Origin of the sequence: Streptomyces sp. NEAU-YJ-81 (assembly GCF_017592595.1) — a bacterium.
GTDB lineage: Bacteria > Actinomycetota > Actinomycetes > Streptomycetales > Streptomycetaceae > Streptomyces > Streptomyces hygroscopicus_B.
On the sequence record NZ_JAGFNO010000003.1, the window covers coordinates 307,900 to 334,166 of the forward strand.

21 protein-coding genes are annotated in these 26,267 nt (G+C 72.5%); 5 read left to right on the forward strand and 16 right to left on the reverse strand.

Annotation, left to right across the window (positions count from 1 at the left end; genetic code table 11):
• Positions 1–46: 46 nt before the first annotated feature.
• Entirely contained in the window at positions 47–2,104 is a 2,058-nt protein-coding gene (locus tag J5X86_RS09785) for a hypothetical protein (RefSeq protein WP_208516339.1), read from the forward strand.
• Positions 2,105–2,122: 18 nt separating this feature from the next.
• Here the strand turns inward: J5X86_RS09785 and J5X86_RS09790 are convergent, their stop codons facing one another.
• The 5 genes from J5X86_RS09790 to J5X86_RS09810 form a co-directional block, all read right to left on the reverse strand.
• Complete coding sequence (locus tag J5X86_RS09790) at positions 2,123–4,528, reverse strand: glycoside hydrolase family 3 N-terminal domain-containing protein (protein ID WP_208516340.1); 2,406 nt, start codon at positions 4,526–4,528, stop codon at positions 2,123–2,125.
• Positions 4,529–4,578: 50 nt separating this feature from the next.
• Positions 4,579–5,427, reverse strand: a complete 849-nt coding sequence (locus J5X86_RS09795; RefSeq protein WP_208516563.1) for a carbohydrate ABC transporter permease — start codon at positions 5,425–5,427, stop codon at positions 4,579–4,581.
• Positions 5,428–5,537: 110 nt separating this feature from the next.
• A complete protein-coding gene (locus J5X86_RS09800) occupies positions 5,538–6,494 on the reverse strand; it encodes a carbohydrate ABC transporter permease (protein WP_208516341.1) in 957 nt (318 codons plus the stop codon).
• On the reverse strand, positions 6,494–7,819 hold the full coding sequence (locus J5X86_RS09805) for an extracellular solute-binding protein (protein WP_208516342.1): 1,326 nt from the start codon (positions 7,817–7,819) through the stop codon (positions 6,494–6,496). Before J5X86_RS09805 ends, J5X86_RS09800 begins: the two co-directional genes overlap by 1 nt.
• 306 nt (positions 7,820–8,125) lie before the next feature.
• Positions 8,126–9,169, reverse strand: a complete 1,044-nt coding sequence (locus J5X86_RS09810) for a LacI family DNA-binding transcriptional regulator (protein ID WP_208516343.1) — start codon at positions 9,167–9,169, stop codon at positions 8,126–8,128.
• Positions 9,170–9,833: 664 nt separating this feature from the next.
• Between J5X86_RS09810 and J5X86_RS09815 the strand changes: the two genes are divergently transcribed.
• From J5X86_RS09815 to J5X86_RS09825, 3 genes are all read left to right on the forward strand, one after another.
• The gene (locus J5X86_RS09815) at positions 9,834–10,433 is read left to right on the forward strand and encodes an RNA polymerase sigma factor (protein WP_208516344.1); all 600 of its coding nucleotides are present in this window, start codon (positions 9,834–9,836) and stop codon (positions 10,431–10,433) included.
• A 1-nt stretch (position 10,434) separates the two neighbouring features.
• The gene (locus tag J5X86_RS09820) at positions 10,435–11,643 is read left to right on the forward strand and encodes a CU044_5270 family protein (RefSeq protein ID WP_208516345.1); all 1,209 of its coding nucleotides are present in this window, start codon (positions 10,435–10,437) and stop codon (positions 11,641–11,643) included.
• Between the two features lie 78 nt (positions 11,644–11,721).
• Positions 11,722–12,972, forward strand: a complete 1,251-nt coding sequence (locus J5X86_RS09825; protein WP_243979947.1) for a hypothetical protein — start codon at positions 11,722–11,724, stop codon at positions 12,970–12,972.
• A gap of 27 nt (positions 12,973–12,999) precedes the next feature.
• Here J5X86_RS09825 and nirD read toward each other — a convergent pair whose 3' ends face one another.
• The 11 genes from nirD to J5X86_RS09880 form a co-directional block, all read right to left on the reverse strand.
• Positions 13,000–13,356 (reverse strand): nitrite reductase small subunit NirD, encoded by a 357-nt coding sequence (nirD, locus tag J5X86_RS09830; RefSeq protein WP_208516346.1) that lies wholly within the window; start codon positions 13,354–13,356, stop codon positions 13,000–13,002.
• Positions 13,353–15,986 (reverse strand): nitrite reductase large subunit NirB, encoded by a 2,634-nt coding sequence (gene nirB, locus J5X86_RS09835; RefSeq protein WP_208516347.1) that lies wholly within the window; start codon positions 15,984–15,986, stop codon positions 13,353–13,355. Before nirB ends, nirD begins: the two co-directional genes overlap by 4 nt.
• Positions 15,987–15,988: 2 nt before the next feature.
• Positions 15,989–17,422 carry an NAD(P)/FAD-dependent oxidoreductase gene (locus tag J5X86_RS09840; protein ID WP_208516348.1) on the reverse strand — a complete coding sequence of 478 codons (1,434 nt, stop codon included), beginning with the start codon at positions 17,420–17,422 and terminating at the stop codon, positions 15,989–15,991.
• An 81-nt stretch (positions 17,423–17,503) separates the two neighbouring features.
• Complete coding sequence (locus J5X86_RS09845) at positions 17,504–18,769, reverse strand: cytochrome P450 (protein WP_208516349.1); 1,266 nt, start codon at positions 18,767–18,769, stop codon at positions 17,504–17,506.
• The gene (locus J5X86_RS09850; protein WP_208516350.1) at positions 18,766–20,154 is read right to left on the reverse strand and encodes a cytochrome P450; all 1,389 of its coding nucleotides are present in this window, start codon (positions 20,152–20,154) and stop codon (positions 18,766–18,768) included. Before J5X86_RS09850 ends, J5X86_RS09845 begins: the two co-directional genes overlap by 4 nt.
• On the reverse strand, positions 20,151–20,894 hold the full coding sequence (locus J5X86_RS09855) for an ATP/GTP-binding protein (protein WP_243979948.1): 744 nt from the start codon (positions 20,892–20,894) through the stop codon (positions 20,151–20,153). Before J5X86_RS09855 ends, J5X86_RS09850 begins: the two co-directional genes overlap by 4 nt.
• A complete protein-coding gene (locus tag J5X86_RS09860) occupies positions 20,878–21,243 on the reverse strand; it encodes a DUF742 domain-containing protein (RefSeq protein ID WP_119988110.1) in 366 nt (121 codons plus the stop codon). Before J5X86_RS09860 ends, J5X86_RS09855 begins: the two co-directional genes overlap by 17 nt.
• The gene (locus J5X86_RS09865; protein WP_078641264.1) at positions 21,240–21,689 is read right to left on the reverse strand and encodes a roadblock/LC7 domain-containing protein; all 450 of its coding nucleotides are present in this window, start codon (positions 21,687–21,689) and stop codon (positions 21,240–21,242) included. Before J5X86_RS09865 ends, J5X86_RS09860 begins: the two co-directional genes overlap by 4 nt.
• Positions 21,689–23,080 (reverse strand): ATP-binding protein, encoded by a 1,392-nt coding sequence (locus J5X86_RS09870; protein WP_208516351.1) that lies wholly within the window; start codon positions 23,078–23,080, stop codon positions 21,689–21,691. Before J5X86_RS09870 ends, J5X86_RS09865 begins: the two co-directional genes overlap by 1 nt.
• Before the next feature lie 117 nt (positions 23,081–23,197).
• Positions 23,198–24,679 (reverse strand): HAMP domain-containing sensor histidine kinase, encoded by a 1,482-nt coding sequence (locus tag J5X86_RS09875; RefSeq protein WP_308124485.1) that lies wholly within the window; start codon positions 24,677–24,679, stop codon positions 23,198–23,200.
• Positions 24,680–24,683: 4 nt separating this feature from the next.
• Complete coding sequence (locus tag J5X86_RS09880) at positions 24,684–25,361, reverse strand: response regulator transcription factor (RefSeq protein WP_014060459.1); 678 nt, start codon at positions 25,359–25,361, stop codon at positions 24,684–24,686.
• 172 nt (positions 25,362–25,533) lie between these two features.
• Between J5X86_RS09880 and J5X86_RS09885 the strand changes: the two genes are divergently transcribed.
• Positions 25,534–26,163, forward strand: coding sequence for a hypothetical protein (locus J5X86_RS09885; protein WP_208516352.1), 630 nt, complete (start codon positions 25,534–25,536; stop codon positions 26,161–26,163).
• Positions 26,164–26,267: the final 104 nt, after the last annotated feature.

Below are 26,267 nucleotides of genomic sequence, written 5' to 3' on the forward strand. Positions count from 1 at the left end.
TGCTATAGCAAATAGTCAAGTGGGCGAGCGGTAGATCGTCGGTCCCATGAGCGATGATCTCCCCATGGCGTATCCGACGGGGGAGGACGGGGGACGTCCGATGGCGACCGGTGCATGGACGGCTGTGGATGACCGACGCGTGGTGCCCGCGCTGGGCGGGCTCATCGACGGCACGGGGATGTGGCGGCCCGGGGCGCTGGCCTGTATCGAGCGGACCGGCCGGTTTCTGAACGGGACTTGGGATCCCCAGGGCGCCGAGGGAGAGGGCGAGGGCGAGAGCGAAGACGGGCCCGGCATCGCCGGGGAAGGGTCGTGGCTGCGTTTCATCGGGCGGATCGGGGCCGTGGCGCTCCGGGCCGCCGTCGCGTCCACGCGTCCTGAGCGGCGCGAGCGGCTGCTGGCGCTGCTGGAGATGTGGGCGGAGAGCCCGTTCGCCGATCCGGCCGCCCGGCTGCGCACCGGGATCGTGGTCACCGAGCGAGCGGCGGTGCGGGATGAGCGCGGGGCGGCCGTCAGCGTGAGGTGGGGCCGTGAGGGGCGGCGCACGTTCGTCGAGTTGCGGACGGGGGACGCGGAGCCGCCGAGACTCGGTGAGATCGAAGAGGCGCAGGAGGTGCCGCACGGCTGGGGGAGCCCGGAGCAACTGCGGCGGCTGGTGGCGCTGGTGCGGGAGCGGGGGCCCGCACCGTGGGACAAGGAGGCCGTGGCCCTGCTGCGGGAGCGTACGGGCATGGGGCGCCCCGCCGCGTCCCTCGCGCTCGCCGGGCTCCTGCAGCGGATGTACGTCCCGTTCCTGGACGCCGACGAGCGGGCGACGCTGCGGCTGAAGGTCGCCGAGGCCGAGGACGGCGCGTCCGAACTGGCCCGGCTGACCACGCTGGAGCGGCTGGAGCTGCTGGCCGACGTGCTGCCCGAGGACCCGGCCGAGCTATGGGAGCCGGACGGGATGCGGGGCGTGGCGGAGCGGCTCGCCGAGGCGTGGCAGGCGCGGCGCGGCCGGCGGGCCGTGGTGCCCGAGCGCACGCTCAACGCGGTCGTCGAGCTGCAACTGCTCCGCGTATCGGCGGCCGAGTTCTGCGCGGCGTTCACCCACCCCGCCGCCGAACCCGGGCTCAGCGCGCCCCTCGACACCTGGATCAAGAACAGCGAGCACGGCCCGCTGCTCACCGATGCCCGGTGGGACATCATGAGGTTCCAGGACCGTCTGCACTCCGTCGTGCCGCACCTGTCCTGGGTCTACGCCGAACTCCCCGCCGGCGACCCGGTCCGCGAGGGTGTGCCCGGCCTGGTGCGGCTGCTCCTGGAGCGCCTGGACCACCCGGGGCTGCTGCTGCGCGCCGGACTCTCCGCCGGCGCCGGGCGTACGGTCGCCGATCTGCGGGAGCGGTTCGGGTTCCGGCCGTACGCGGGCCCGGAGCGGCTGGACGTCGCGAGCATCGACGACGGGCTCACCGTCATCACGGACGGCATGGTCAGCCGCAGGGGGGACCGATCCCCGCCCAGGGTGTACTTCCGCCCCGCGTTCTACGGCGACGACGAGCGTTCAAGGGCCCTGGCGGAGGTCACATCCGGCTACGGCCGTGAGGATTTCCCCCTCGTCGAGTGGCTGCGCGGCCCGGCCTGCGCGCGCATCGTCGAGCGGATCGAGAGCGTCTCGCTGCCGCCCGGCGCGTACGAGTCGAACCCGGCGGTCTCCACGCCCGACCTCGTGGCGCGGGTCGCCGACACACTCGGCCTCGACGAGGACGCGGCGGCGCTCTACCTCCAACTGCTGGCCCTGCCCGCGCCGACCGACCGGAACGTCCGCACCTGGAACGGCTGGCAGACCGCCCGGCACCAGACGGCCGCCGCCGCGCTGGCCGGGCGCGGCCTCGTCACCGAGGACAAGCGCCCCCGGGCGGGCCGCCAGGTCTTCCTGCCGGGCGAGTGGATCCACGCCAAGAAGCCGTACCAGCCCATGGAGGCGTGGAAGGCGGAGCTGATCGGGGTGCGGCGCTCGTACAACCGACGGCTGGAGAACCCCCTTCCGCTCCCCACCCGCACCCTGCCCGAACTGTTCGCCCACGCCTGGGCGCTGGTGGAGAAGGGCGAGGGGCCGGTCTGAACCGGCCCCGCCCCGCCCCTATTTCACCCGCGCCTCGCACACCATCCGCCGCCGGTGGCCCACCGTGCGCTCGGGTCCGGTGAGCGTCAGCGGGACCGTGTGCCGTACGCCGGAGTCGGCGCTGGAGGAGGCCAGCCGCAGCTCCAGCGCGCCCGGTTCCACCACCCTCGTGCCATCGGCCCGCAGCGGATACGAGGCGAGGTCGGCGTGGAAGGCGAAGTGGACCTCGGCCGACTCGCCCGGCCGCAGCGGCACCCGTGCGTAGCCGATCAGCCGGGACACCGGCCGGGCGATCCGCGCCACCGGGTCATGGAGATAGAGCTGTACGACCTCCGTCCCGGCCCGGTCCCCGGTGTTGCGCACGGTCAGCCGGACCGTGGTCTCCCCGTCGGTCGGCACCTCGGCGGCGTCGGCCTCCGGGCGCTCCCAGGCGAACGAGGTGTACGACAGCCCGTGGCCGAAGGGGAACAGCGGGGTCGGGTCGATCGAGCTGGAGTCGCCCCGCAGCCCGAGCGGCGGCTGTGCGTACGTCCAGGGCTGGCCGCCGGACGCGTACGGGACGCTCACCGGCAGCCGTCCCGAGGGGTTGACGCGGCCGCTCAGCACCCCGGCCACCGCCGGGCCGCCCTCCTCACCGGGGAAGAACGTCTGCACGGCGGCGGCCAGCAGCCTCGACCAGCGGCCGAGGGCGTACGGCCGACCCGTGAACAGCACCAGCACCACCGGAGTGCCGGTGGCCACCAGGGTGTCCAGCAACGCCCCCTGATCACCGGGGAGTTCGAGGTCGGCGGCGTCACAGCCCTCGCCCGAGGTGCCCCGGCCGAACAGGCCCGAGCGGTCGCCCAGCACGGCGACGCACACATCCGCGTCCGCCGCCGTCCTGGCCGCCTGCGCCAGCCGGCTCTCGGCGGTGAGCGCCGCCGCACCGGCCGAGGCCGCCGCGCCCGGGTCCCCGGCGGACCCGCCCGGGCCGGGCGCGGCGCACCCCTCGGCGTGGGTGATCCGCGCACCGGGCAGCTCGGCGCGCAGCGCGGCGAACAGCGTCGGCACCTCGATGCCCAGGGGCAGTTGGGGGTGTTCCACCCCCACATGGCGGGGGAAGGTGTAGCAGCCGAGCATGGCGGCCGGGTCGTCGGCGAGCGGGCCGACCACCGCGATCCGGGCGTCCGGCGCGAGCGGCAGCACATCGCCATCGTCGGCGAGCAGCACCACCGACTCCTCGGCCAGCTCGCGCGCCACGGCCCGCATCCCGGGCGGATCGAGATCGAGGCCGGGGGTTCCGGCGGGCCCGGCGGATTCCGTGGGCTCCGCGAGCGCCGACGGAATCGGCGACCAGTCCGCGTCCAGCAGCCCCAGCTCGCACTTCTGCCGCAGTACCCGCAGCGCCGCCCGGTCCACCAGCGCCTCGTCCACTTCCCCCGCCCGCACCGCGTCCCGCAGCGGGGTGCCGAAGCAGCGCACCGCGGGCAGCTCCACGTCCACCCCCGCCGCCAGGGCGAGCCCGGCCGCGTCGCCCCGGGTGGCGGCGACCCGGTGGGCCAGCTCCAGGAAGGACACCCCGAAGTAGTCGGCGACGACGGTGCCGGTGAAGCCCCAGGTGTCGCGGAGCAGTTCGGTCAGCAGCCAGGGGTTGGCGGCCGAGGGCACACCGTCGATGTCGTTGTAGGAGTGCATGACCGACCGCGCGCCCCCGTCCCGCACCGCCAGCTCGAAGGGCGGCAGGATCACATCGGCGAGTTCCCGCGGGCCGATGGAGACCGGTGCGTGGTTGCGGCCGCCCCGGGAGGCGGAGTAGCCCGCGAAATGCTTGAGGGTGGCGACGATCCCGGCGGACTCCAGGCCGCGGACATACGCGGTGCCGATGGTCGCGACCAGATAGGGGTCCTCGCCGATGGACTCCTCCGTACGGCCCCAGCGCGCGTCCCGCACCACGTCCAGCACCGGGGCCAGCCCCTGGTGGATACCGGCCGACCGCAGCGAACCGCCGATCAGCTCGGCGGCCCGCCCCACCAGCGCCGGGTCGAAGGACGCGCCCCAGGCGAGCGGAGTGGGAAAGACGGTGGCGCGCCAGGCGAAGAAGCCGGTCAGACACTCCTCATGGGCCAGTGCCGGGATCCCGAAGCGGTTCCCGGCGGCGATCCGGGTCTGGAGGCGGGCCAGCGCGGCGGCGCCCTCGGCCGCTTCGACGGGGGAGGTGCCGAAGGGGCGGGTGAGCTGACCGACGCCATGGGGGAGGAGGCCGTCGAGGTCCACGGCCTCGGACACCTCGTGCTGGAGCGGGGCGACGTCCTCGCCCTCCTCGGCCTCGGATCCCGGCCATACGCTGGAGAGTTGGGCGAGCTTCTCCTCCAGCGTCATCGAGGAGAGCAGGGCCGCCGCGCGGTCCTCGGCGGAGAGGGAGGTGTCCTGCCAGGGCTGAGGCATGAAGCTCCTTGTCGAGGTGGGGGAACGGCTTGCCTGCCGCCGGAGGCGGCCTATTTGCCGCCCATGCCCATCAGTCCGTTGATCAGCTGACGGCGGGCGACGAGATAGACGAGGAAGATCGGGAGGATGGAGAGCACCACGGCGGTGAGCAGCGCCGGGGTGTCCACCCGGAACTCGCCCACGTAGTCGTACAGCCCCAGGGTCAGCAGCCGGTTGCTCTTGGACTGGGTGAGCAGCAGCGGGAAGAGGAAGCCGTTCCAGGCGTGCAGGGCCGACATCACCCCGACCGTGGAGATCCCGGACCGCGACAGCGGCACGACGAGCTGGAGCAGCACCCGGGTCGGGCTCGCCCCGTCCAGCGCCATCGACTCGTACAGCTCCTCGTCGATATCGCGCATCGTGCCGACCAGGATCAGCACGCTGACCGGGAGGGAGAAGGCGGCCGTCGGCAGGATCACCGCGAGCAGGGTGTCGTACAGATGGAGCTTGGTGATGACCAGATAGACCGGGATCACCACCGCCTGGGAGGGGATCGCCAGCCCCAGCAGGAAGATCTGGAAGATCCGGCGGGAGGCCCGGCCGCGGGCGCGCACGACGGTGTAGCCGACGGTCACCGACAGCGTGATCACGATCGCCGCGCATACCGCCGTGACCAGCGCGGTGTTGAGGAGGTAGGAGAGGAAGTCGGAGCCCAGCACCCGCCGGTAGTTGGCGAGCGTGGGGTGGTCGGGCAGGGCCAGCGGCCCGTCGTCGATATAGCCGTCGCGGGTCTGGAAGGTGGCGGCCACCAGGACGTACAGCGGCAGTCCGACGATGCCGAGCCAGATCAGGGAGCCGAGCCCGGCAGGGTAATTGGGGGTCCGGGAGCCGCGTGCGACAAGGCGCGGGCGGCGGGACAGACCCCGGCGGCGGAAGCGGGGGCCAGGGGCCGCCGGGGTCTTGTTCGGCGTACGGACGCCGTCCGGGGGGTGGTTCGGTGAGCGGTTCGGGTGGCCGGGCAGGACGTCGGTCACATCCCCTCCCGGGTGCTGCGCATCGCGGCGAAGCCGGTGAGCCGCACCAGCAGCAGCGAGACGGTGGTGGCGACGACGACGAGGATGGTGGCGACCGCGCTGGCGTAGCCGAGGTCGAACGCCTGGAAGCCGTTCTTGTACATCAGATACGGCACGATCGTGGTGTCCGTGCCCGGCCCGCCCTTGGTGAGGATCAGGACGGTGTCGAAGAAGGTCAGCGCGCCCACCACCATGATCACCGAGGAGGTGACGATGGTGTTGCGCAACTGGGGCAGGGTGATCGAGAAGAACTGCCGTACGGTCCCGGCGCCGTCGATCGCGGCCGCGTCGTAGAGCGAGCGGGGGATGGCGCGGGCGCCGCCCTGGTAGATCAGTGTGTGCAGCGGGATGAACTGCCAGGCGGTGACGAAGAGGACCGCCCCGAAGGCGCCCTTGGAGCTGCCGAGCAGATCGCCGTCCGCGAAGCCCAGGGCGGGCCCGATGTCGGCGATCAGGCCGAAGTTGGGGTCCAGCAGCGACTTCCAGACCAGCGCGAGCGCGACGGAGGAGCCCAGCAGCGGCAGGAAGAAGATCGCCGACAGTACGGCCCGGTTGCGCTGCCGCCCGGCCGCCCATACGCCCAGCAGCAGGGCGAGCGGGGTCTGGAAGACCCAGGTCAGCACGGTCAGCACCAGGCTGAGCCAGATGGCCTGATGGGTTTCCGGGTCGTCCCACAGCCGGGACCAGTTGCTCATCCCGGTCCAGCTCGGGGTGCCGATGCCGTCCCAGTCGGTGAAGGCGAGGGCGCCGACCAGGACCATCGGCGCCACCGCGAAGAAGACGAAGAACAGCGCCCCGGGCAGGGCCCAGACGACGCCGGGCCGGCCGACCCCCGGCCGGCCGACCTGCGACCGGCCGACGCTCCGGCGGCGCTCGGGTGCCGGGCGCCGCTCGCGCGTCGCGGCGTCCGCCATCACATGCCCTTCAGGGCGTCGACGAAGTCGGCCGGGCTGAGCTGCCCGTTGAACAGCTTCTGCACGGTGGTGTGCAGCGGCGGGGTGTACTTGGCGGGCAGCGCCTGGTCCCAGGAGAGCGTGAAGTCGGGGGCCTGCTTGACCAGGTCGTACTGGAACCGCGCGTAGTCGGGGTTCTCGTGCTTCCCGAGCAGGGAGGTGGCGTCGGAGGTGGCGGGCACGTCCCCGTTGGCGATGAGGTCGCCGGAGTAGTCCTGCCGGGCCGCGAACTTCACGAATTCGAGCGCGGCCTTCTGCTTGTCGCCCTTGACCTTGGCGTTGATCGACCAGTAGTTGGTCGGGTTGCCGACGACGCTCTTGGGGTCACCGCTGCCACCGGGGACCGCCGGGAAGGTGGTCCAGCCCAGCCCCGACGTGGCGAACGCGGGCTGATTGGCCTTCTGGTTGGCGTACTCCCAGCTACCCATCAGATGCATGGCCGCCTTGCCCTTGGCGAAGAGCGTGGAGGCCCCGTCGGCGGTGTAGTTGACCGACTTGTAGTTCTTGCCGAACGCGCCCCGGTCCACCAGATCCTTGATCGTCTGCGCGGCCTTGAGCACCGCCGGGTCGTCCCACGCCGCCATGCCCTGGCTCTGGATCTTCTGGAACACCCCGGCCCCGCCGTAGCGGTCCACCAGGTACTCCACCCACATCAGCTCGGTCCAGGGATCGGTGCCGGCCAGCGCGAACGGGGTGACGCCCGCGCCCTTGAAGGTATCGATGAGCTTCAGCAGATCGTCCCAGGACTTCGGTGGCCGGGCCCCAGCGTCGGTGAAGACGTCCTTGTTGTAGAAGAGAATCACCGGCTGCATCCCGCGCATGGGGATGCCGTAGTGCTTCCCGTCGATCGCGCCCGCGTCGAGGATCGTGGGGATGAACGCCTTCTTCAGCTCCGGGTCCTTGGCCATGGCCGGGTCGAGGCCGAGCAGCATGTCCTTCTTGACGAAGTCGCTGATGCTGCCGCCGCCCCAGTTGAAGAAGACATCCGGTGCGTTGGGTGTGCCCATGGAGGTGCGCATCTTGTCCGAGTAGCCCTCACCGGGCACCTGGGTGAGCTTCGCCTTGATGTCGGAGGTCTTATTGAACCGCTTGACGACCTCGCGCTGCACCTTGGTCGAGGCGTCCTGGTAGACCCAGACGTCGAGGGACCCGCCATCCGAACCCCCGGGCCCGCCGCTCCCGCAGCCGGCGAGTGCCGTCCCGGTCAGCAGCAGGGCCGCCGCCAGGGTGGACGCACGAAGGGTGGACCTTGACCTTGACCATGATCTTGACCGAGGTATGCGCATCGTGTGCCTTCCGGAAGTAGCCCGATAATTCTCGGAAGCGGTTGCGTGGAAGGTATGGGGGTGCTGATGCGGTGTCAAGGGTTCTGGCGGCGGGCGGCTTTGTTCCCCACCCCGCCCCTTCCCGAACCGGGGGACACCCCCGGACCCCGCCGGGGGCCGCACTCTTGAGCGCCCTTCGGGCGTGTCCTCGAGCGCCGGACGGGCTGGAAAATCCAGCCCGTCCGGCGCTTGAGGACCGGGGTCCGGGGCGGAGCCCCGGCGGGGGCGGGGGCGCAGCCCCCGTTCGGGAAGGGGCGGGGTGGGGAATCAGCCCTCGGCCGGTGGCGCGGTGCTGGAGCGGACAACCAACTGCGTGGCCAGCTCCACCCTGGGCGACTCGATCTCCTCCCCCCGCGCCTGCCGCAACACCGTACGGGCAGCCAACTTCCCCATATCCGCCAGCGGTTGGCGGACCGTCGTCAACGGCGGCGCCGACCACCGCACCTCGGGCAGGTCATCGAAGCCGACGATGCTCACATCCTCCGGAACCCGTAGCCCCCGACGCCGCAGAGCCTCGATCGCACCCAGGGCCATCTGGTCGCTGGAGGCGAAGATGGCGGTCGGCGGGGTGGGCCCGGACATCAGCTGGTCGCAGCCGTGGAAACCGGACTCGTGGTAGAAGTCGCCCTGCGCCACCAGCGCCGGATCGAACGGCACGCCCGCCGCCTCCAGCGCCGCACGGTGGCCGTCCAGCCGGGCGCGGCTGCACAGCAGCCGCGGCGGACCGGCGATCAGACCGATCCGGCGGTGGCCAAGGCTCAGCAGATGTTCGGTGGCGGCCATGCCGCCCGCCCAGTTGGTCGCCCCCACGGTGGGCGCGTCCAGCGCCGGGGAGCCGGCCGGGTCGACGACCACGATCGGCACGTTCAGCCGCCGCAGCTCCTCGTGGACCACCGGCTCCAGCACGGACGTGACCAGGATCACCCCGTCCGAGGCGCGGGCCCGCAGGTTCTTCAGCCACTGCCGGGCCGAGCCCGCGCGGTCGTGGATGGCCGAGACCACCGTGCCCACCCCGTCCTGGTGGGCGACCTCCTCCACGCCGCGGATGATCTCCACCGCCCAGGGGCTGTCCAGGTCGTTGAAGACCAGGTCCACCAGGGCGGCGCGGTCGCCGGGCACGCGCTGGCGGCGGCGGTAGCCGTGGACCCGCAGCAGGTCCTCGACCCGGGCCCGGGTCTCGGGCGAGACATCCGAACGGCCGTTGACCACCCGGGAGACCGTGGGCACCGACACCCCGGCCTCCTGCGCGATGGCCGTGATCGTCACCTTGGGCCGGGCGCCGCCCTCGGTGCCCCTGCTCTCCGTAGCCATTCCGCCTCCTCGGTTGACGGGAGCCACCCCCGCCTCTCACTTTCCGGGGCGCACCCTCGGAACCTTGCAGAAGTCTTCCGGAAAACCGGATCGGACGTGAAGAGACGAGAGAGGGACGTCCCCATAAGCTTCTGAGCTTACGCAGCGCCGCGGGGCCGGCCTCCGCCGCCGTCACACCACCGTGCTGGGCGGCTTCCCCCTCGGCGGGGCCGCCTGCTCGACTGGCTGGGCGCCGTGGTCCGCGTGGTCGGTGGTCCCGTTCGACCGGCTGAGGTCGTGGTCTGCCTGGCTGTTGGTCCCGCGCGCCCGGCTGACCGCCCTCGTCCGCCCGGCCGTTGGCCCCAAGCGACCGGCTGAGGGCCGTCGTCTGCCTGGTCGTTGACCCGCTGCACCGGCCGTGCGTCCTCGTCTGTCTGGCCGTTGGCCCCGCGCGCTCGGCTGGGCGCCGTGGTCCGCGTGGTCGTTGGCGCCGTTCGGCCGGCTGGGCGCCGTCGTCTGCTTGGCCGTTGGCCCCGCACCACTTGGCCGGTGCCCCCGCACCACTTGGCCGGTGACCCCGCTCCAGCGTGTAGGCACCTCGCCGCCCAAACTTTCCTCTCCCCGGGTGTAAGAAAGCGCGGCGCTCGACCACTGCATGGTGAGAGAGCCGAGATGAGGAGACGGCGTGACCGACGCCCAACGCTTTCGGGACCTTTACGAGGAGTGCCACCCCCGTGTGCTGGCCTACGCGGCCAGCCTGGTGGGTCGGCAGGTCGGTGAGGACATCACCAGCGAGACCTTCACGGTCGCCTGGCGGCGGATGCGGGACATCCCGACGCCGCCGCTGCCGTGGCTGCTCGGCGTGGCCCGCAATCTGACCCGCGAGCTGCGGCGCAGAGACGGCAGGCAGTACGCCCTGGCCGCCCAGGAGGCTCAGCGCGTCATGACCTCCGGCGCCCAGGTCGAGGACGTGGCCGCGGGGGTGACCGAGCGCGCGGTGGCACTGCAGGCGCTGGCGGGGCTGTCCGCCGCCGACCGCGAGCTGCTGACGCTGGTCGCCTGGCACGGGCTCGGCCCGCGAGAGGCCGCGCGCGTCCTTGGCTGTTCCAGCGCCACGTTCGCGGTGCGGCTGCACCGGGCCAGACGGCGGCTGGAGCGGGCCGTGGACGCGGTCGGACCCTCCCCGGACCCCGGCCCCGGCCCTGGCCCCGGCCCCGAGCCCGACCTTGACCCTCGCCCCCGCCCTCGCGCCCCTCGCGCGAACGTGACAGTGAAGGAGACCTGAGATGGCACGCAAGCGGCACGATGTGATGAAGACCCTGGCGGACGCGCGGCCCCCGGAACTCGATCCGGACCACCTGGCCGGTTCCGCACGCGCCCGCCGCGACCTGGAGACCATCCTGGCCGGTACGGCCGGTACGGCCGGCACAGCCGAGGCGTCGGAACTCCGCCGGTCCCCCCGGATGTTCACCTGGCGCTGGGCGCTGCCCGTCGCGGCGACAGCGGCTGCCGCCGGAGTGCTCGTCGCCACCCTCCCTCAGGGCGGCTCGGGCGCCGAGGGCTCCCGGGCGTCCGTCGGCCCCACGACGGACGGCGCCCGGCACATCCCGGCCAACGGCCGTCTGGCGCTGCAACACGTCGCCGACCGGCTGGACCGGACGGCGGCGGACGAGGGCACCTACTGGCAGGTGACCACCCGGTCGGGCTGGATCGGCGTCGTCGACGCGTCCGGGGAGACCTTCGCGGTGTCCTCCTCCGAGAAGCAGCAGCGGTCCTTCGGGGTACGGCCCGGCACGGAAAGCCTCAACGTCATGGGGCTCGACGCCACCACCAAGCCCCGTACCGAGCGCGATACGGCGCGCTGGCGGGCCGCCGGCTCGCCGAAGGACCTGACGCTCGCCGACACCGGATCGGGCGGCAGGCTCGGTCTGCGGATCGAGACCGGGGCCGGGAAGCGGCCGACGGTGGACCGCATCAACTCGGGCGACCGGATCGCCGCCCTAGGCGCACGCAATGTGACCTACGAGGACCTACGGGAACTCCCGGGCGACAGCGCGAAGCTGAAGGAGGTGCTGTCGGACCTGTACCGGGAGGACGGCGGGAGCGAGGTCCGCGGCCGCACCGAGTGGATGTGGCGGCAGGCCGCCGGGCTGATCGGCCTGCCGGTGAAGGCCGAGGTACGGGCCGCCGCGTACCGCGTCATCGCGGGGCTGCCGGGCATCCGCGCGCTCGGCGAGGTGACCGATCCGCTGGGCCGCGAGGGCGTCGGCTTCGCCCTGCCCGCGTCCGACCGGCCCGGCTACGGGACCGGACGGTCCGAGCTGATCGTGGACCCGGCGACCGGGGCCCTGCTGTCCGAGCAGGAGGTCCTGACCGAGCCGGACGCGAAGGCCGCGAAGGCGGGGCTCACCTCGGGCACGGTGGTGAACTACACCGCCACCGTCAGGTCGGAGTGGACCGACCGGCAACTGAAGACCCCGGAAACCCCGGAATGACTGGCCGGGGCGGGCTGTAAGAACGGCCGGGCCGCGGCCATTTCCTTCTGAGAACCCCACCCGAGCAGAAGGAAGGTCATGGACAGAACCACAGGACGGCCCGGAACCCGCCGGATCTGGCTGCGCACGGCGGTCGCCGTGTGCGCGGTCGCGCTCGGCACCCTCGGCACCCCGGCGAACGCCACCCCGGCGAACGCCGCGCCGGGCGCCGTCCCCGCCGCCACGTCCACCACCGCGTCGGACCCGGCGGCCCGCGCCGCCACCCCGTGGAAGCTGCGGACGCCGATGGGCGAGACGGCTTCGAAGGAGTTCTGGGACGTCGCCTCGACCGGTGCCAAGGACGCGTGGATCGTGGGCCGGAACACGGACGGCGCCGCCGGATCCACCCCCCTGATCAGGCACTGGAACGGCACCACGTGGACGGATGTGCCCGCCGCCGCCACCGGCGGCAAGGCCACGTGGCTGCAGGAGATCGCCGCCTCCGCGCCCGACGACGCCTGGGCCGCCGGCACGCTGGACGACAACACCTCGGTCGTGCTGCAGCACTGGGACGGGAAGAAGTGGAACAAGGTCGACCATGCCGCCGCCCCCGAGGGGTCGCTGAGCTTCGTCCTCGACATCGCCACGTTCGGTGAGAAGTCGGCCTGGCTGACCGGCTTCGACTGGAATCCGGAGAGCGGCGCCGAGGTCTCCTATCTGGAGCGCTGGACCGGTTCCGGGTGGCAGAGGGTGTCCCTCCCCGCCGCACCCGGCGGCGGGGAGGTGCGTCCCTCGAGCATCACCGGCACCGGCCCGGACGATGTCTGGGTCACTTCCGACGCCGTCACCGGCGATGTGACAAAGCCGCTGCTCCACCACTGGAACGGCAGCGGCTGGACGGTCCGCGAGGTGCCCACCCCCGCCGAGTCCCCGACCGGCTGGACGGCCGGCCACGCCGTGGCCACCGGCCGTAACTCGGTCTACGTGGTCGGCAAGACCAACGAGGACACGCCCAAGGCCACCATGGCCACCCACTGGACCGGCAGCCGCTGGGAGTCGCTGCCCGCGCTCCCCGTCGGCGAGGCGAACGCCGTGGGCGCGGACGGCGCCGGGCGGCTGTGGATCGGCGGCTGGACCCCGGGCAACCGCCACTCCGTGCTGTCCCGCTGGACCGGTACGGAGTGGGCGACCGAGGAGTTGCCCGCCGACGTCACCGAGCACAGCGAGATGTCCACGGTGCTCGGCATCGCGGGCGTCCCAGGGACGAAGGGCGTGTTCGCCGCGGGGACGGCCGGCTGCGCGAGCGACCCCGTCCAGTGCGGGATGCTGGTCTCACGCGACCTGGGCTGACAGTCGCGTCAACTGCGTCAACTGACTTCACACGTCGCTGATGCGCGTGGCGTAAGCCTGGACGGCGACCGTCTCGTCGTCCAGGCACCGCCCCGTCTCCAGGTCGAAGCGCTGCTTCAGCAGCGGGGAGGCGGCGAACGGCCGTCCGCCCGCCGAGCCCAGCAGCCCCCGGGAGAGGACGTACGCCCCGGTGAACGGGTCGCGGTTGGCGATCGCGTACGCGCGTCCCGACCGGTCGAGGAAGACCGCCACCTGGGTGCCGTCCGGCAGCAGGGCGGCCACGCCGCGCCCGGGGGTGAGGTCGGTCAGCTCGCAGACCGCGAACCACCGCTGGTCGATGAGGAGTTCCACGCGGACGGCGGTCCGCTCGGGTGCCATGGTCATCGGCTGGCAGTCCCTTCGAGAGTACGGACGGGGAGGGTGGGGCCGGACAGGATCGTCAGGTCCGGCTTGACCTGGTCGCGTTCGGGCACGAACTTCACCGTCGGGTCCGGCGCGTCGGGCGCGTTGACGAAGGAGACGAAGCGCCGCAGCCGTTCCGGGTCGCCCAGGGTCTCGGCCCACTCGTCGCGGTAGCCGGTCACATGGTCGGCCATCATCGCCTCCAGCTCGGCGCACAGCCCCAGCGAGTCGTCGACCACCACATCGCGCACATGGTCCAGGCCGCCCTCGATCCGCTCCAGCCAGGCCGAGGTGCGCTCCAGACGGTCCGCGGTGCGGATGTAGAACATCAGGAACCGGTCGATGAGCCGGATCAGCTCCTCGTCGTCCAGGTCCTGGGCGAGCAGATCGGCGTGGCGCGGATCGGCTCCGCCGTTGCCGCCCACGTACAGGTTCCAGCCGGTGGAGGTGGCGATCACGCCGAAGTCCTTGCCGCGTGCCTCCGCGCATTCGCGGGCACACCCCGAGACGGCCGACTTCAGCTTGTGCGGTGAGCGCAGCCCCCGGTAGCGCAGCTCCAGGTCGATGGCCATCCGGACCGAGTCCTGCACTCCGTAGCGGCACCAGGTCTGCCCCACACACGACTTCACGGTGCGCAGCGCCTTGCCGTACGCGTGGCCCGACTCGAATCCGGCGTCCACCAGCCGCGCCCAGATCAGGGGGAGCTGGTCCACCCGGGCGCCGAAGAGGTCGATCCGCTGACCGCCGGTGATCTTCGTATAGAGCCCGAAGTCCCGGGCCACCTCGCCGATCACGATCAGCTTCTCCGGGGTGATCTCCCCGCCGGGGATCCGGGGCACGATCGAATACGACCCGTTGCGCTGCAGATTCGCCAGGAAGTGGTCGTTGGTGTCCTGCAGCGCTGCCTGCTCGCCGTCCAGGACATAGCCGCTCGCGCCCAGGGTCGGGGCCAGCGAGGCGATGATCGAGCCGACGGCGGGCTTGCACACCTCACAGCCGTCGCCCTGCCGGGCCTCGGCCCGGCCGTGGCTGTCCAGCAACTGGGCGTAGCTGGTGATGCGCAGGGTGCGGACGATCTCGTACAGCTCGGCGCGGGTGTACGCGAAGCAGCCGCACAGCCCCTTGTCGACGCTGACGCCGCTCGCCTCCAGTTCGTCGTTGACGAGTGAGGTGAGCGCCTTGACGCAACTGCCGCAGCCCGTGCCCGCCTTGGTGCACTTCTTCACCTCCGGGACGCTGGTGCAGTGGTGGTCGGCGACGGCCGAACGGATCGCGCCCTTGGTGACGTTGTGGCAGTTGCAGACGACCGCCTCGTCCGGCAGCGCCGACGGCCCGAGCGCGGCGGGCGCGCCCAGCCCCGCCGGGAGCACGAGCTGTTCGGGGGCGACGGGCGGTACGGAGCCGGTGAGCGGACGCAGCATGCCGTACGCCTCGGCGTCGCCGACCAGCACCCCACCGAGGAGGGTGCCGTCGGCGCCGACCACCAGCTTCTTGTAGACGCCCGTGCGGGAGTCGGAGTAGACGACGTCCAGGCAGCCGTCGGCGGTGCCGTGGGCATCGCCGAAGCTGGCCACGTCGACGCCGAGGAGCTTGAGCTTGGTGGAGGTGTCGGCGCCGCTGAAGCGCGCGGTGGCTTGGTCGGCGATGGTGCCGGCCGCGACCTCGGCCATCTCATAGCCCGGCGCGACCAGCCCGTACACCCGGCCGTCGGCGGCCAGCGCGCATTCGCCGATCGCGTACACCGCCGGATCGCTGGTGCGGCACCGCTCGTCCACCGCGATCCCGCCGCGCTCGCCGACCTCCAGGCCGCAGTCGCGGGCGAGCTGATCGCGGGGGCGTACGCCCGCCGAGAAGATGACGAGGTCGGTGTCGATGGACGAGCCGTCGGACAGCGCCATGGCGGTGACCGCGCCGTCGTCGTCCGCCGTGATCTCCTTGCCGCCGACGCCGGTGTGCACGATCAGGCCCATGTCCTCGACCGTGCGGCGCAGCGCGGCACCACCGCCCTCGTCCACCTGGATGGCCATCAGCCGCGGGTTGAACTCCACGATGTGCGTGGTCAGCCCGAGCCCCTTCAGCGCCCCCGCCGCCTCCAGGCCCAGCAGCCCCCCGCCCACGACGACGCCGGTGGTGCGGTGCTCGGCGTACTCCTCGATCGCGAGCAGATCCTCGACGGTGCGGTAGACGAAGCAGCCGTCGCTGTCCTTGCCGGGCACGGGCGGGACGAACGGATACGAGCCGGTGGCCAGCACGAGCGTGTCGTACGCCACCGTCAGCCCGGAGCGGGCGGTCACGGTGCGGGCGGCGCGGTCGATGGACTCGGCCGGGTCGCCGAGATGCAACTCGATGCCGTGCCGCGCCATGAAGCCGTCCTCGACGAGGGAGAGTTCGTCGGGGGTGCGGCCGGAGAAGTACGAGGTCAACTGGACGCGGTCGTAGGCGGGCCGGGGCTCCTCGCAGAACACGACGACGCGGGCGGCGATCTCGGTGACGTTCCGCTCGACGAGCGCTTCGAGAAACCGCTGGCCGACCATTCCGTGGCCGACCAGCACGATGGTGGGGGCGGCGGCGGTCTCGGGCTTCGGTGTGCTCGTCGTGATCGGTGCGCTCATCGTCAGGAGCCTCCATCGTTGGTCAGCAGGTGGAGCAGGGGGGTGGCCGGGAGCGGCTCATCGCCCTCCCAGGCGCGGGCGAGCGCGCCGACGGTGCCGAGATCGCCGAGAAGGATGCCGCCGAGGAGACGGTCGCCGCGGACCACGACTTTTCGGTACGTGTTGCGGGTGGCGTCGGTGAGGTGGATGACGTCGTCGCCGGGGGCGGGGGTGGGGTTGCCGAAGGCAGCGAGGTCGAGGGGGCGGTCGGACGCTGAGGTGAGGGTCAGGCGGGTGAGGGCACGGGTGCCTGTGTAGCGAAAATCCAGCCCCTCCGGCGATTGAGGAGCGGGGTCCGGGGCGGTGCCCCGGTGGGGGTCAAGGGGGCGGAGCCCCCTTGTTTCGGGAAGGGGCGAGGTGGGGGCCAGCAACCGCGCCAGGACGTCTGCTTGCTCCTGGGCGGGGCCCGCCAGGCCGTACACGACGCCGTCGTGTTCCGCGCAGTCGCCGATCGCGAACACCCACGGGTCACTCGTCCGTAGCTCGTCGTCGACGACGATGCCGTGTGCCACCTCCAGTCCGGCTGCCCGTGCCAGCCCGACCCGTGGCCGGACCCCGCACGCGAGCACGACCAGATCGGCCTCCAGGGCGTATCCGTCGGCCAGTTCGACGGCGCGGACTGCCCGCGCCGCCCGCCCGCCGCCCCCCGGCCCCGCGACGCGGGTGCGCAGGCCCCGGACCCGGCATTCGGTGTGCACCTCCACGCCCAGCGCCGTCATATGCTGCCGCAGCAGCCGTGACGCGCCCGGGTCCAGCTGGCGCTCCATCAGGTGTTCGCCCTGGTGCGCCAGGACCACCTGGGCACCTCGCTGGGCCAGCGCACGGGCGGCGGAGACGCCGAGGAGTCCGCCGCCGATGACGACGGCCCGCGTCCCGGGTCGTACGGCCGCGCCGAGGGCCAGGCAGTCGTCCATGGTGCGGAAGGCATGGACGCCCTCCGGGAGGCCGTGGAGGTCGCGGCCGTCCGGCTCGAACAGGCCGCGCAGCGGTGGCAGCACCGGGTTGGAGCCGGTGGCCAGCACCAGCGCGTCGTACGGCACGCGGCGGCCGTCGTCGCACAGCACCTCCGCCGTGGGGCGGTCGACGCGGACCACCCGCACCCCGCTGAGCCGCCGCACCCCGGCCCCGGCGGCGGGGGCGGAGAGGGCGCCGGGGAGGGCGATGACCTCCGGGGCGTACCGCCCGGCGAGGACCTCGGCGAGCAGCACCCGGTTGTACGCGGGGTGCGGCTCCTCGCCGATGATCGTGACGTCGAGGGCGACCGGGCCAGTACCCACACCCGCACTCACACCGGCACTCACGACTAGCTGCTGCGCCAGCCTCGTGCCCGCCATCCCGCCGCCGACGATCACCACCCGCCGCTGCTGCGGGCTCCCCGGCTCCCTGTTCGACTCCATGCCAGGAAGCGTGCGGGGTGCCTGTTACCCGACCGCATCACCTCCGTTTCCCGGAGGCAACGCTGCCCTCAGCGCACCGGCTCAGGCGCTGTGAGCCGCCCCGAGCCGGATGGGGAGCCGCTGCGGGCTGTTGCCGACGAAGCTGGGGTGGGGGACCAGCTCCTCGTCCGGGACGGCCAGATCGAGGCCGGGGAAGCGGGTGAAGAGCGCCTCGAGGGCGACCACGGCCTCCATCCGGGCCAGCGGGGCGCCCAGGCAGAAGTGGGCGCCGTGGCCGAAGGACAGATGGCGGGCGCCCCGGGTGACGTCGAAGCGACCCGCGTCCGGGCCGTACGCCCGCTCGTCGCGCCCGGCGGCGGTGTACGAGACGAGCACGGGCGCGCCCTTGGGGATGACCGTGTCCCCGACCGGGAGGTCCCTGGTGGGGTAGCGGAACGGGAAGTAGCTCACCGGGCCGTCGTACCGCAGCGTCTCCTCGACCACATCGCCCCAGGTCGCGGCACCGGAGCGAACAAGATCCAACTGGTCGCGGTGGTTGCACAGCGCCCGCACCGCGTTGGTGATCAGGTTGAGCGTGGTCTCGTGTCCGGCGATGATCGTCAGCATCAGGGTGCCGATCAGCTCTTCCTCGGCGAGCCGGTCGCCGTCCTCCTCACGGGCCGCTATCAGCGCGCTGGTCAGATCGTCGCCGGGGTCCTTCGCCCGGGCCGCCGCCACCTGGCCGAGGATCGCGACCATCTCTCGGTTGGCGGCCGGGACCCGCTCCGGGGCCGTGTGGGTGGAGACGATCTCGTTGGACAGCTCGTGCAGCCGGTCCTGGTACTGGTCGTCGACGCCCAGGAGCCGGCAGATCACGCTCATCGGCAGCGGCAGCGCGAAGTGGCGGCGCAGGTCGGCCACCCCGTCCGGATCCGCGGCGGCGGCCCCGGCCAGCCGGTCCAGCAGCGTGCCGGTCAGCTCGTGGACCACCGGGTGCAGCGCCTCCACCCGGCGCGGGGTGAACGCCCGGGTCACCAGGGACCGCAGCCGCTTGTGGTCCTCGCCGTCCGCGGTGATCATGCCCCGGACGGTGGCGAAGGTCCGCATCGGCCAGCCCGGCGGGAGCTCGTCCCGCTGCAGGGCGGCGAAGTGGCAGGCGTTCTTGGCCACGTCGGGGTGGGTGACGAAGTCCTTCAGTTCCTCGTGCCGGGTGATGGCGTATCCCGGTACGTCACCGGGCAGCAGGACCGGGACCGCGGCCCCGCGGGCGCGCAGCTCTTCGTTGACCGCGTGCTGGTGTGCCCCGGTGGGGTCCAGGCGGTGCGGTGCGAGGTCGGCGTGCGACACGGGGCATCGGCCGTCGGTCATCTGCGGTCTCCTGCGGGGGAGTCGGGGGCCGGGGAGGCGGGGGTCGTAGCCGGGGAGTGCGAGGTCGGAGGAGCCGTGGAGCCGGAGGACCGGGCCGCGGAGTGGGCGGACGTCCGGCCCGTGGAGCCGGAGGCCCGGCTCGTGGAGTCGGAGGCCCGGCCCGTGGTGTCGGCCGCGAGCTGCGGCGCGGAGAACCGCACCGGCAGCTTGGCCAGCCCCTTGGACCACGGCGAGGTGATCCACGGAAGCTGCTCCTCCGGCACCGCGATCTCCATATCGGGCAGCCGGTGGCGCAGGGTGTCCACGGCGGTACGGGTGATCAGCCGGGCCGGATCGCGCGCCGGGCAGGTGTGCGGGCCCGCGCCGAAGGCGAGGTACGAGCGGTTGCCGACCACCGGCCGCCCGTCCTCGGGCAGCACCTCCGGATCGGCGTTGGCGCCCGCGAGGCCCAGGATGAGCATGTCCCCGGTGCGGATGTCCTGGCCGCCGAAGCGCAGATCACGGGTGGCGTAGCGGCCGGGGAAGTTCTGGGTGGGCGGCTGGCGCCACAGCACCAGGTCCAGGGCGTCGTCGACGGTGAGATGGCCGTGGGTCAGCGAGGAGCGGAACGCGGGGTCGGTGAGCAGGATCTGGATCGTGGAGGCGATCCAGTTCACGGTGGTGTTGTTCCCCGCGACGATGATCACCACGAGGTTGTGCAGCACCTCCTCGTCGCTGAGCCCGACGGGGTGCTCCAGCAGCCAGGACGTCAGATCCGCGCCCGGCCGCCGCTTCTTCCCGGCGATCAGCTCCAGCAGGATCTGGCCCATCCGCTTGTTGGCGCCGGTGGCGGCCACGGTCGGGGCGACGATCGTGGTGAGCGTCTCGACCAGCCGCGCCCCGTTCTCCTCGTCGAGCCCCAGCAGTTCGGTGACGACCTGCAGCGGCAGGAGACGCGCGTAGCTCTCCACCAGATCCGCCGCGTGCCGGTCGGCGAACCCGGCGACCAGCCGCTCCGCGGTGGCCCGCACCGTACGGATCAGCTCATGGCCGTTGACCCGCCCCAGCGCGTCGGCCACCGCCGAGCGCATCCGGCGGTGCGCCGCGCCGTCGGCGAACAGCAGCGCCGGGCGCCAGCCGACCAGCGGCATCAGCGGTGAGTCGGCGGCCACCCGGCCCTCGCGCAGCGGGCTCCAGCGGCGCGGGTCATGGGAGAAGTACTGCTCGTCGCGGGTGAGATGGAGCAGCTCGCGGTGGCCGATGACCAGCCATGCCTCGACCCGGGGCGCGATCTCCACCGGGACCACCGGACCGTGGTCGCGCCGCATCCGCTCGTACAGGTCGGTCAGCGGACCGTCGAGCGCGGTTCCGTACAGCGGCACCCGGGTGGGGGCCGGGGCGGTCATGACGCCTCCGTGAGCGTCTCGATCAGATGCGAGACGAGCGAGATCAGCGCCTTGACCGAGGACTGGTGCTCACGGGCGTCACAGATGACCAGCGGGGTGTGCGGGAGCAGATCGAGCGCGGAGCGCAGATCGTCCTCGCTGTGCGGCTTGCTGTCCGGGAAGGCGTTGACCGCGACGGAGAACGGCACATCCAGGTCCTCCAGATGCCCGATGGCGTCGAAGGACGCCTCCAGATCGCGGGTGTCGACCAGTGCGAGCGCGCCCAGCGCGCCGCGCGCCAGGTCCTTCCAGGCGGGGAGGAATCGCTGCTGGCCGGGGGTGCCGAAGAGATAGAGCACCAGCTCGCCGCCCAGCGTGATCCGCCCGAAGTCCAGCGCGACGGTGGTCGTGGTCTTCGACGGCCGCACCTTGGTGTCGAGCCGGGCCCCGGCCTGGCTCATCGTCGCCTCGGTGGAGAGCGGCTTGATCTCCGACACCGTGCCGATCAGCGTGGTCTTGCCGACGCCCATCGGGCCGACCACCAGGATCTTGGCGGCCCCGGCCACGCTGGACTGCACGTACATGACGGGGGTGTCGTCCATGTCGTCCATGTCGTCCGTATCGCCCGTCTCGTCCGTCTCGCCTGTCTCGTTGGTGTGGTCTGTGCGGGTCGTGCGGTCCGCGTCGCCCTGGCGGGCCGTGGGGTTCGTCTGCGTTGTGCCGTCCGTACCGGCCATCGAGATCTCAGAGCTTGCTCTCAAGCCCATCGAGCACCTTCCTCAGCAAGTCCAAATCGGCACGTTTTCGCTTGACCACCCGGATCGGCGGACGCGCCACGATGTGCCCCCAGTCGATGAGATCCGCGAGCAGCACCTGCACCACGGCCGGCGGCTGACCGAGATGGGCGGCGACCTCCGCCACCGACAGCAGCCCCTGGCAGTGGTCGGCGATCCGCCGGTACTCGGGCTGCAGATGCGGCGGCAGCGCGCTCCCGGACGCCATGACGAGCGTTTCCAGCGGCAGAGCTTCCCGTGAGGAACCGGCGCGCCCCCGTGTGATCACGTAGGGGCGCACCGCGGCCGTCGTGCGTTCCTCGCCGGGCGAGCTCATGACGCCGGGCGGCCCATCGGGTCCCGCGGCTGACTGCTCAGATGGGCACCGATCTTCGCGACCAGTAACTGCATCTGCTGGGCCACCAGGCCGACATCCGTCTCGGTGTCGGTGGCCACCCCCAGCGAGGCGCCCTGACCGGCCGAGGTGAACAGCACGAACCCGCTGTCGGATTCGATCATCAGCTGCCGCACCCCCGCCTCCTCGCCGAACAGCAGCGACACGGTGGACTGGCTGGTCACCGTCAGCGCGGCGCAGGCGGCGGCCAGCGACTCGGCCTCGTCCACGCCGAGCCGGGACACCTCGCCGGACAGCCCCTCGGCGGAGTCGTGGCCCATGCGCAGACCGTCCTCCGAGACGACGACGGCATGCCGCACCCCGGGGATCCCTGTCAGCGGACGCAGCATCCATCCAACATCGGGCAATTTGGATATGGTTCCGGCCACTACCGGCCTCCTTCTCGGTCTTCTCGGTCCGGACTCTTTTCTTCCGTCAGTGGTACGGCCTTGTCCTCCGCCTCCGCTTCCACCCGTCCGCGGCGGGTGCCGGAGACGACGCTGGTGATGGAGGCGCGGGCGGCCTCGGGCGTCCAGGAGGCGCCGGCCCGCGGGGTGGGCGCGGCGCGGGCCGGGGCGCCGGAGGCGGTGGCCGTGTCGGCCAGGGCGGTTCCGGAGGCCGGGCGGCGGCGGTTGCGGCGCCGGGGCAGCCCGGTGCCGAGCGGCGCGGGGGCCTCGGGCGCGTCGGGGGTGTCGTCCGCGGACAGGCCGTTGAACGAGCCGCTCCCGGCCGGGTCCACGGCGGCCGGGCCGAGGCCGGTACCGCCCGCGTCGTGGCTCACCGTGCCGACGGTCACCGGCTCCACGACCACCGGCTTGTGGTCCGCCGCCCGGACCGTGCTCGCCGGCTCGGTCAGCAGCCGGTGCGGTACGAAGACCACCACCCGGGTACCGCCGTACGCCGAGGCCGTGGACAGCTCCACCCCGAAGCCCAGCTCCCGCGACCAGCGCCCGACACAGGCGAGCCCCAGCCGCGGCACGGCGCCGAGCTGGGCCAGGTCCAGACCGTCCCGCAGTTGGCCCACGGCCTTTTCCAGCACGTCCGGCGGCATGCCGAGCCCCGCGTCGTCGATCTCGATGACCGCGCCCGCCGCGACCTCCCGGACGGCGACCGCGACCTGGGTGCGGGAGGGGGAGAAGACCGTGGCGTTCTCCAGGAGTTCGGCCACCGCGTGCATCAGGCCCTCCACGGCGGGTGCCACCGCGTAGAGGGTCTGGCCGCCGTGGACGTCCACCCGGCCGAACTCCACGATGCGCGACTGCGCGCCGCGCACACAGTCGAAGAGCGACACCGGCCTGGTCTCCCGCCGGGCGGGCCAGATCCCGCACATCACCAGCAGCGTCTGGGCCTTGCGGGTCATCTGGGCGGCGGCGTGGTCCGCCTTCATCACCTCGCCCATCAGCCGCGCGTCCTCGACATGCTGCTCGAGGCCGTCGAGGACCTGCTGCTGCACCATCGACATGGCGTGCATATTGCGGGCCACGGACTCGAACGACGCCTGGACGGAGTCGCGCAGCCGCCGCTCCCGGCGCGCGGCCTCGTCCAGGTCGGTCTGTACGGCGGCCAGCCGCGTGACCTCTTCGCCGCGCTCGGCCGCCAGCGCGCGCTCGCGCGCGGTATTGGCTCGTTCCCGTTCGGAAACGGCTCGTTCTCGCTCGGTCGCCGTACGCGCGTCAGCAAGCGCGCGACGGAGTCTGACCACCCAGGTGAGGCACAGCGACAGCACCAGTACCAGCACCGCGGACGCGGCCACGACGACGGCCTCCGTCCCCGACAGCACCTTTGACACCTCCATCTGGGACACGGCCAGGAAAGGGCAGATACTACTGACCAACTGATCAGTCTGGTCCGGTAGTTGCCAAACTCTCACGAGTGAGACGGCGCGTCCGCACCGGGGTCAGGGTTGGGCGACGTCCGTTCGCGGCAGACACAACAGCAGACGAGCCCCGCCCCGCGGGCTGGTGAGCACCGTAAGGGTGCCACCGTGGGCGTGAGCGATGTCATTGGCGATGGCGAGTCCGAGACCGGTGCCGCCGTCCTGGCGGGCCCGGGCATCATCCAGCCGGGTGAACCGCTCGAATACGCGCTCGCGGTCGGCTTCGGGGATGCCCGGACCGTCGTCGTCCACGGCCAGTTCGACCTGGCCACCGCGGACCGCCACGGTGATCGAGACGGTGGTACGGGTGTGCCGGCGGGCGTTGTCGGCGAGGTTGGTGAGCAGCCGGGACAGCTGCACCCGGCTGCCGGTCACGACGGCCGCCCGCTCCCGCTCCCCGGCCAACGTGAGCGCGCCCGGGTGGCGTCGTACCTCCTCGGCCGCCAGCGCGCCAAGATCCACCGCCGCGGTGCGCGGCGCCTCCTGCGCGTCGAGCCGGGCGAGCAGCAGCAGATCGGACGCGACGGCCTGCAGCCGGTCGGTGTCCCGCAGCGCCTTGTGCACGGCGGCCGGCCAGTCGGTACGCGACGGGCGGGCCAGGACCAGTTCGAGCTGCGCGCGCACGGCCGCGATGGGGCTGCGCAGCTCATGCGAGGCGTCGGCCACGAACTGCCGCTGCCGGGTCATGGCCCGGTGCAGCCGGTCCAGCGTGGCGTTCATGGTCCGGGCCAGCCGGTGGATCTCGTCCCGCGCCCGGGGCACCGGCACCCGGCGATGCAGATCGCGCTCGGTGATCTCGGTGAACTCCTGCCGCATCGCGGCGACCGGGCGCAGGGCGCGCCCCACGAGCAGCCAGGTGAGCCCCGCCACGAACAGCACCAGACCGGCGGCCGCGGGGGCGGCCTGGCGCAGCAGCAGACCGGTGGCGTTGTCGACGGCGGTGGTCGAGGGGCTCACCTTCACGCTGTACGGCTGCCCGGCCTCGACGGGCTCGACGGGCTCGGCCGGAAGCATCGTGGAACCCGCCGAGTCCTGCGGGGTGGCCTCTGCCTGCTGCGAGCCGGTCTCTGTCGGCATGGTGGGGGTGACCGTCCGGCCGGAGACGTCCTTGATCGTCACCTGGCCGGGGGCGACGATGAACGCCCGCTGCGGCGCGGGGTGGGTCTGCGCCAGCTGACCCTTGATCGCCACGGCGGCGTTCCGGGCGTCCAGGTCGGCGCTGGCACGGAGGTTGTGCTGCAGGGCCAGCACCAGGGCCAGCATGCACAGCCCGATCGCGAAGGCCACGGTTCCGGCTGCCGCCAGCACGGCCTTGGCGCGCACGGTCAACCCGGACGTCAGGCGCGGGCGGCGGCGTTCCGTGTCCCCTGGGTCCTCACCGTCGGCCGTGTGCCCGATGTTCTGCCGGACGTCCTGGCCGACGTCCTGCCGCACGCCCTGGCCGACGTCCGCGATATGCCCCGTGTCCGCCGTGCGCCCCGCGTCCGCGCTGATGTGCCCCACCGTCTCACCCTCCGTCGCGGGCCAGCAGATAGCCCGCGCCCCGTATCGTGCGGATCGACTGCCGTCCGTACGGCACGTCGATCTTCCGGCGCAGGCTCCGGATGTAGACCTCGACCAGATTGGCCCCGCCGTCGTACGCGGTGTCCCACACGCTCTGCACGATCTCGGACTTGGAGACCACCTGGCCCGCGCGCCGGGCGAGGTACTCCAGCACGGCGAACTCCTTGGCCGTGAGCGTGACCTCCTCCTTCCCCCGCGCACAGGCCAACGCCGCGGGCTCCAGCCGCAGATCGCCCAGCTCCAGCACGTCGGGCCGGTCCAGCCCGCCGCGCCGCACCAGGGCCCGCACCCGTGCGATCAGGACGACGAAGGAGAACGGCTTGGTCAGATAGTCGTCCGCGCCCACGTCGAGCCCATCGGCCTCGTCGTACTCGCCGTCCTTGGCGGTGAGCATCAGGATCGGCGTCCAGTCGCCCTTCTCGCGCAGCCGCGAGCACAGCTGATAGCCGGAGCACCCGGGGAGCATCACATCCAGCACGATCGCCGCGTATCCGCCGGAGCGGGCGAGCGCCAGGCCGCTGAGCCCGTCCGCCGCCGTCTCGATGGTGAAACCCTCCTGCTCCAAGCCCTCGGTGAGCAGTTCGCGGAGCCGGGCGTCGTCTTCCACCACCAGTATGCGCACGCGGTCAGGATGGCATGGGCAAGCTGAGGCCCCGCTGAACCGGCACCGGTTTCAGCGGCGCCTCAGGCGGTTCAGCGAGGACTCAGCATCGGTGCGCCACGGTGAGTGCGCCGACGGATCAATGGTCCTTCGGCAGCCAGTTCCACTCCCCGAATGAAGGAGAGCTGTGCCCATGTCTCATTTCCTGCCTCGTGCCACGACCGCGAAGCGGCGCGGTGTCGTGCTCGCCATGGCGGCCGGTGCCCTGGCGCTGGGGGCCGCGGTCCCCGCCTCGGCTTCGTCCTCGTCTCACTCCTCGGCGTCGGCCTCCGCCTCCAACGCGAAGTCGAAGCCCAGCGACACGGCCATCTGCCGGGCGGTGCCGGGCGCCAAGGCCGTCAAGCCCGCCAAGCCCGCCAACTCCGCCAGCTCCGCCAAGTCGGTCGAGCTGACCGAGGTGGGCAAGGCCACCGCGGCGGTCAAGGCCGACGGTAAGACGGTCACCGTGGCGCCGAAGGACGGTGCCCGCGGGCACGGCGACGTCTGCGCCATCCCCACCATCCCCGCCTTCCCGGGAAAGCCCGGCAAGGTGTGCACGGTCGTCATCATCAAGGGCAAGGCCGGGACCAAGGACGACGACTCCGCCGTCCCCGCCCGCCCCACGACGCCGACCAAGCCGGGTAAGCCGACCAGGCCCAGTGAGCCGGCCAAGCCCGGTAAGCCGTCCAAGACCTGCAAGATCGTGGTGATCAAGGAGGGGCACCGCGCCGACGACCGGTCCGCGGACGTGACGAGCGCGGCGGTCGAGGCGACCCGCTCCTGAACCACCGGCCGGCCCGTGGGGGGATCGGCCGGCGGCCCGGCGCGCACGGCGCGCCGGGCCCTCGCGCGTTCCGTGGGAAGCACACGCCGGGGCAAGGCGTTCTC

What these genes read in the sequence shown, in the direction of transcription:
- J5X86_RS09785 (WP_208516339.1), top strand. Translation starts at nt 47, where the DNA reads ATGAGCGATGATCTCCCCATGGCGTATCCGACGGGGGAGGACGGGGGA.
- J5X86_RS09790 (WP_208516340.1), bottom strand. Translation starts at nt 4,528, where the DNA reads ATGCCTCAGCCCTGGCAGGACACCTCCCTCTCCGCCGAGGACCGCGCG.
- J5X86_RS09800 (WP_208516341.1), bottom strand. Translation starts at nt 6,494, where the DNA reads ATGGCGGACGCCGCGACGCGCGAGCGGCGCCCGGCACCCGAGCGCCGC.
- J5X86_RS09805 (WP_208516342.1), bottom strand. Translation starts at nt 7,819, where the DNA reads ATGCGCATACCTCGGTCAAGATCATGGTCAAGGTCAAGGTCCACCCTT.
- J5X86_RS09810 (WP_208516343.1), bottom strand. Translation starts at nt 9,169, where the DNA reads ATGGCTACGGAGAGCAGGGGCACCGAGGGCGGCGCCCGGCCCAAGGTG.
- J5X86_RS09820 (WP_208516345.1), top strand. Translation starts at nt 10,435, where the DNA reads ATGGCACGCAAGCGGCACGATGTGATGAAGACCCTGGCGGACGCGCGG.
- J5X86_RS09825 (WP_243979947.1), top strand. Translation starts at nt 11,722, where the DNA reads ATGGACAGAACCACAGGACGGCCCGGAACCCGCCGGATCTGGCTGCGC.
- nirD (WP_208516346.1), bottom strand. Translation starts at nt 13,356, where the DNA reads ATGACCATGGCACCCGAGCGGACCGCCGTCCGCGTGGAACTCCTCATC.
- nirB (WP_208516347.1), bottom strand. Translation starts at nt 15,986, where the DNA reads ATGAGCGCACCGATCACGACGAGCACACCGAAGCCCGAGACCGCCGCC.
- J5X86_RS09840 (WP_208516348.1), bottom strand. Translation starts at nt 17,422, where the DNA reads ATGGAGTCGAACAGGGAGCCGGGGAGCCCGCAGCAGCGGCGGGTGGTG.
- J5X86_RS09845 (WP_208516349.1), bottom strand. Translation starts at nt 18,769, where the DNA reads ATGACCGACGGCCGATGCCCCGTGTCGCACGCCGACCTCGCACCGCAC.
- J5X86_RS09850 (WP_208516350.1), bottom strand. Translation starts at nt 20,154, where the DNA reads ATGACCGCCCCGGCCCCCACCCGGGTGCCGCTGTACGGAACCGCGCTC.
- J5X86_RS09860 (WP_119988110.1), bottom strand. Translation starts at nt 21,243, where the DNA reads ATGAGCTCGCCCGGCGAGGAACGCACGACGGCCGCGGTGCGCCCCTAC.
- J5X86_RS09885 (WP_208516352.1), top strand. Translation starts at nt 25,534, where the DNA reads ATGTCTCATTTCCTGCCTCGTGCCACGACCGCGAAGCGGCGCGGTGTC.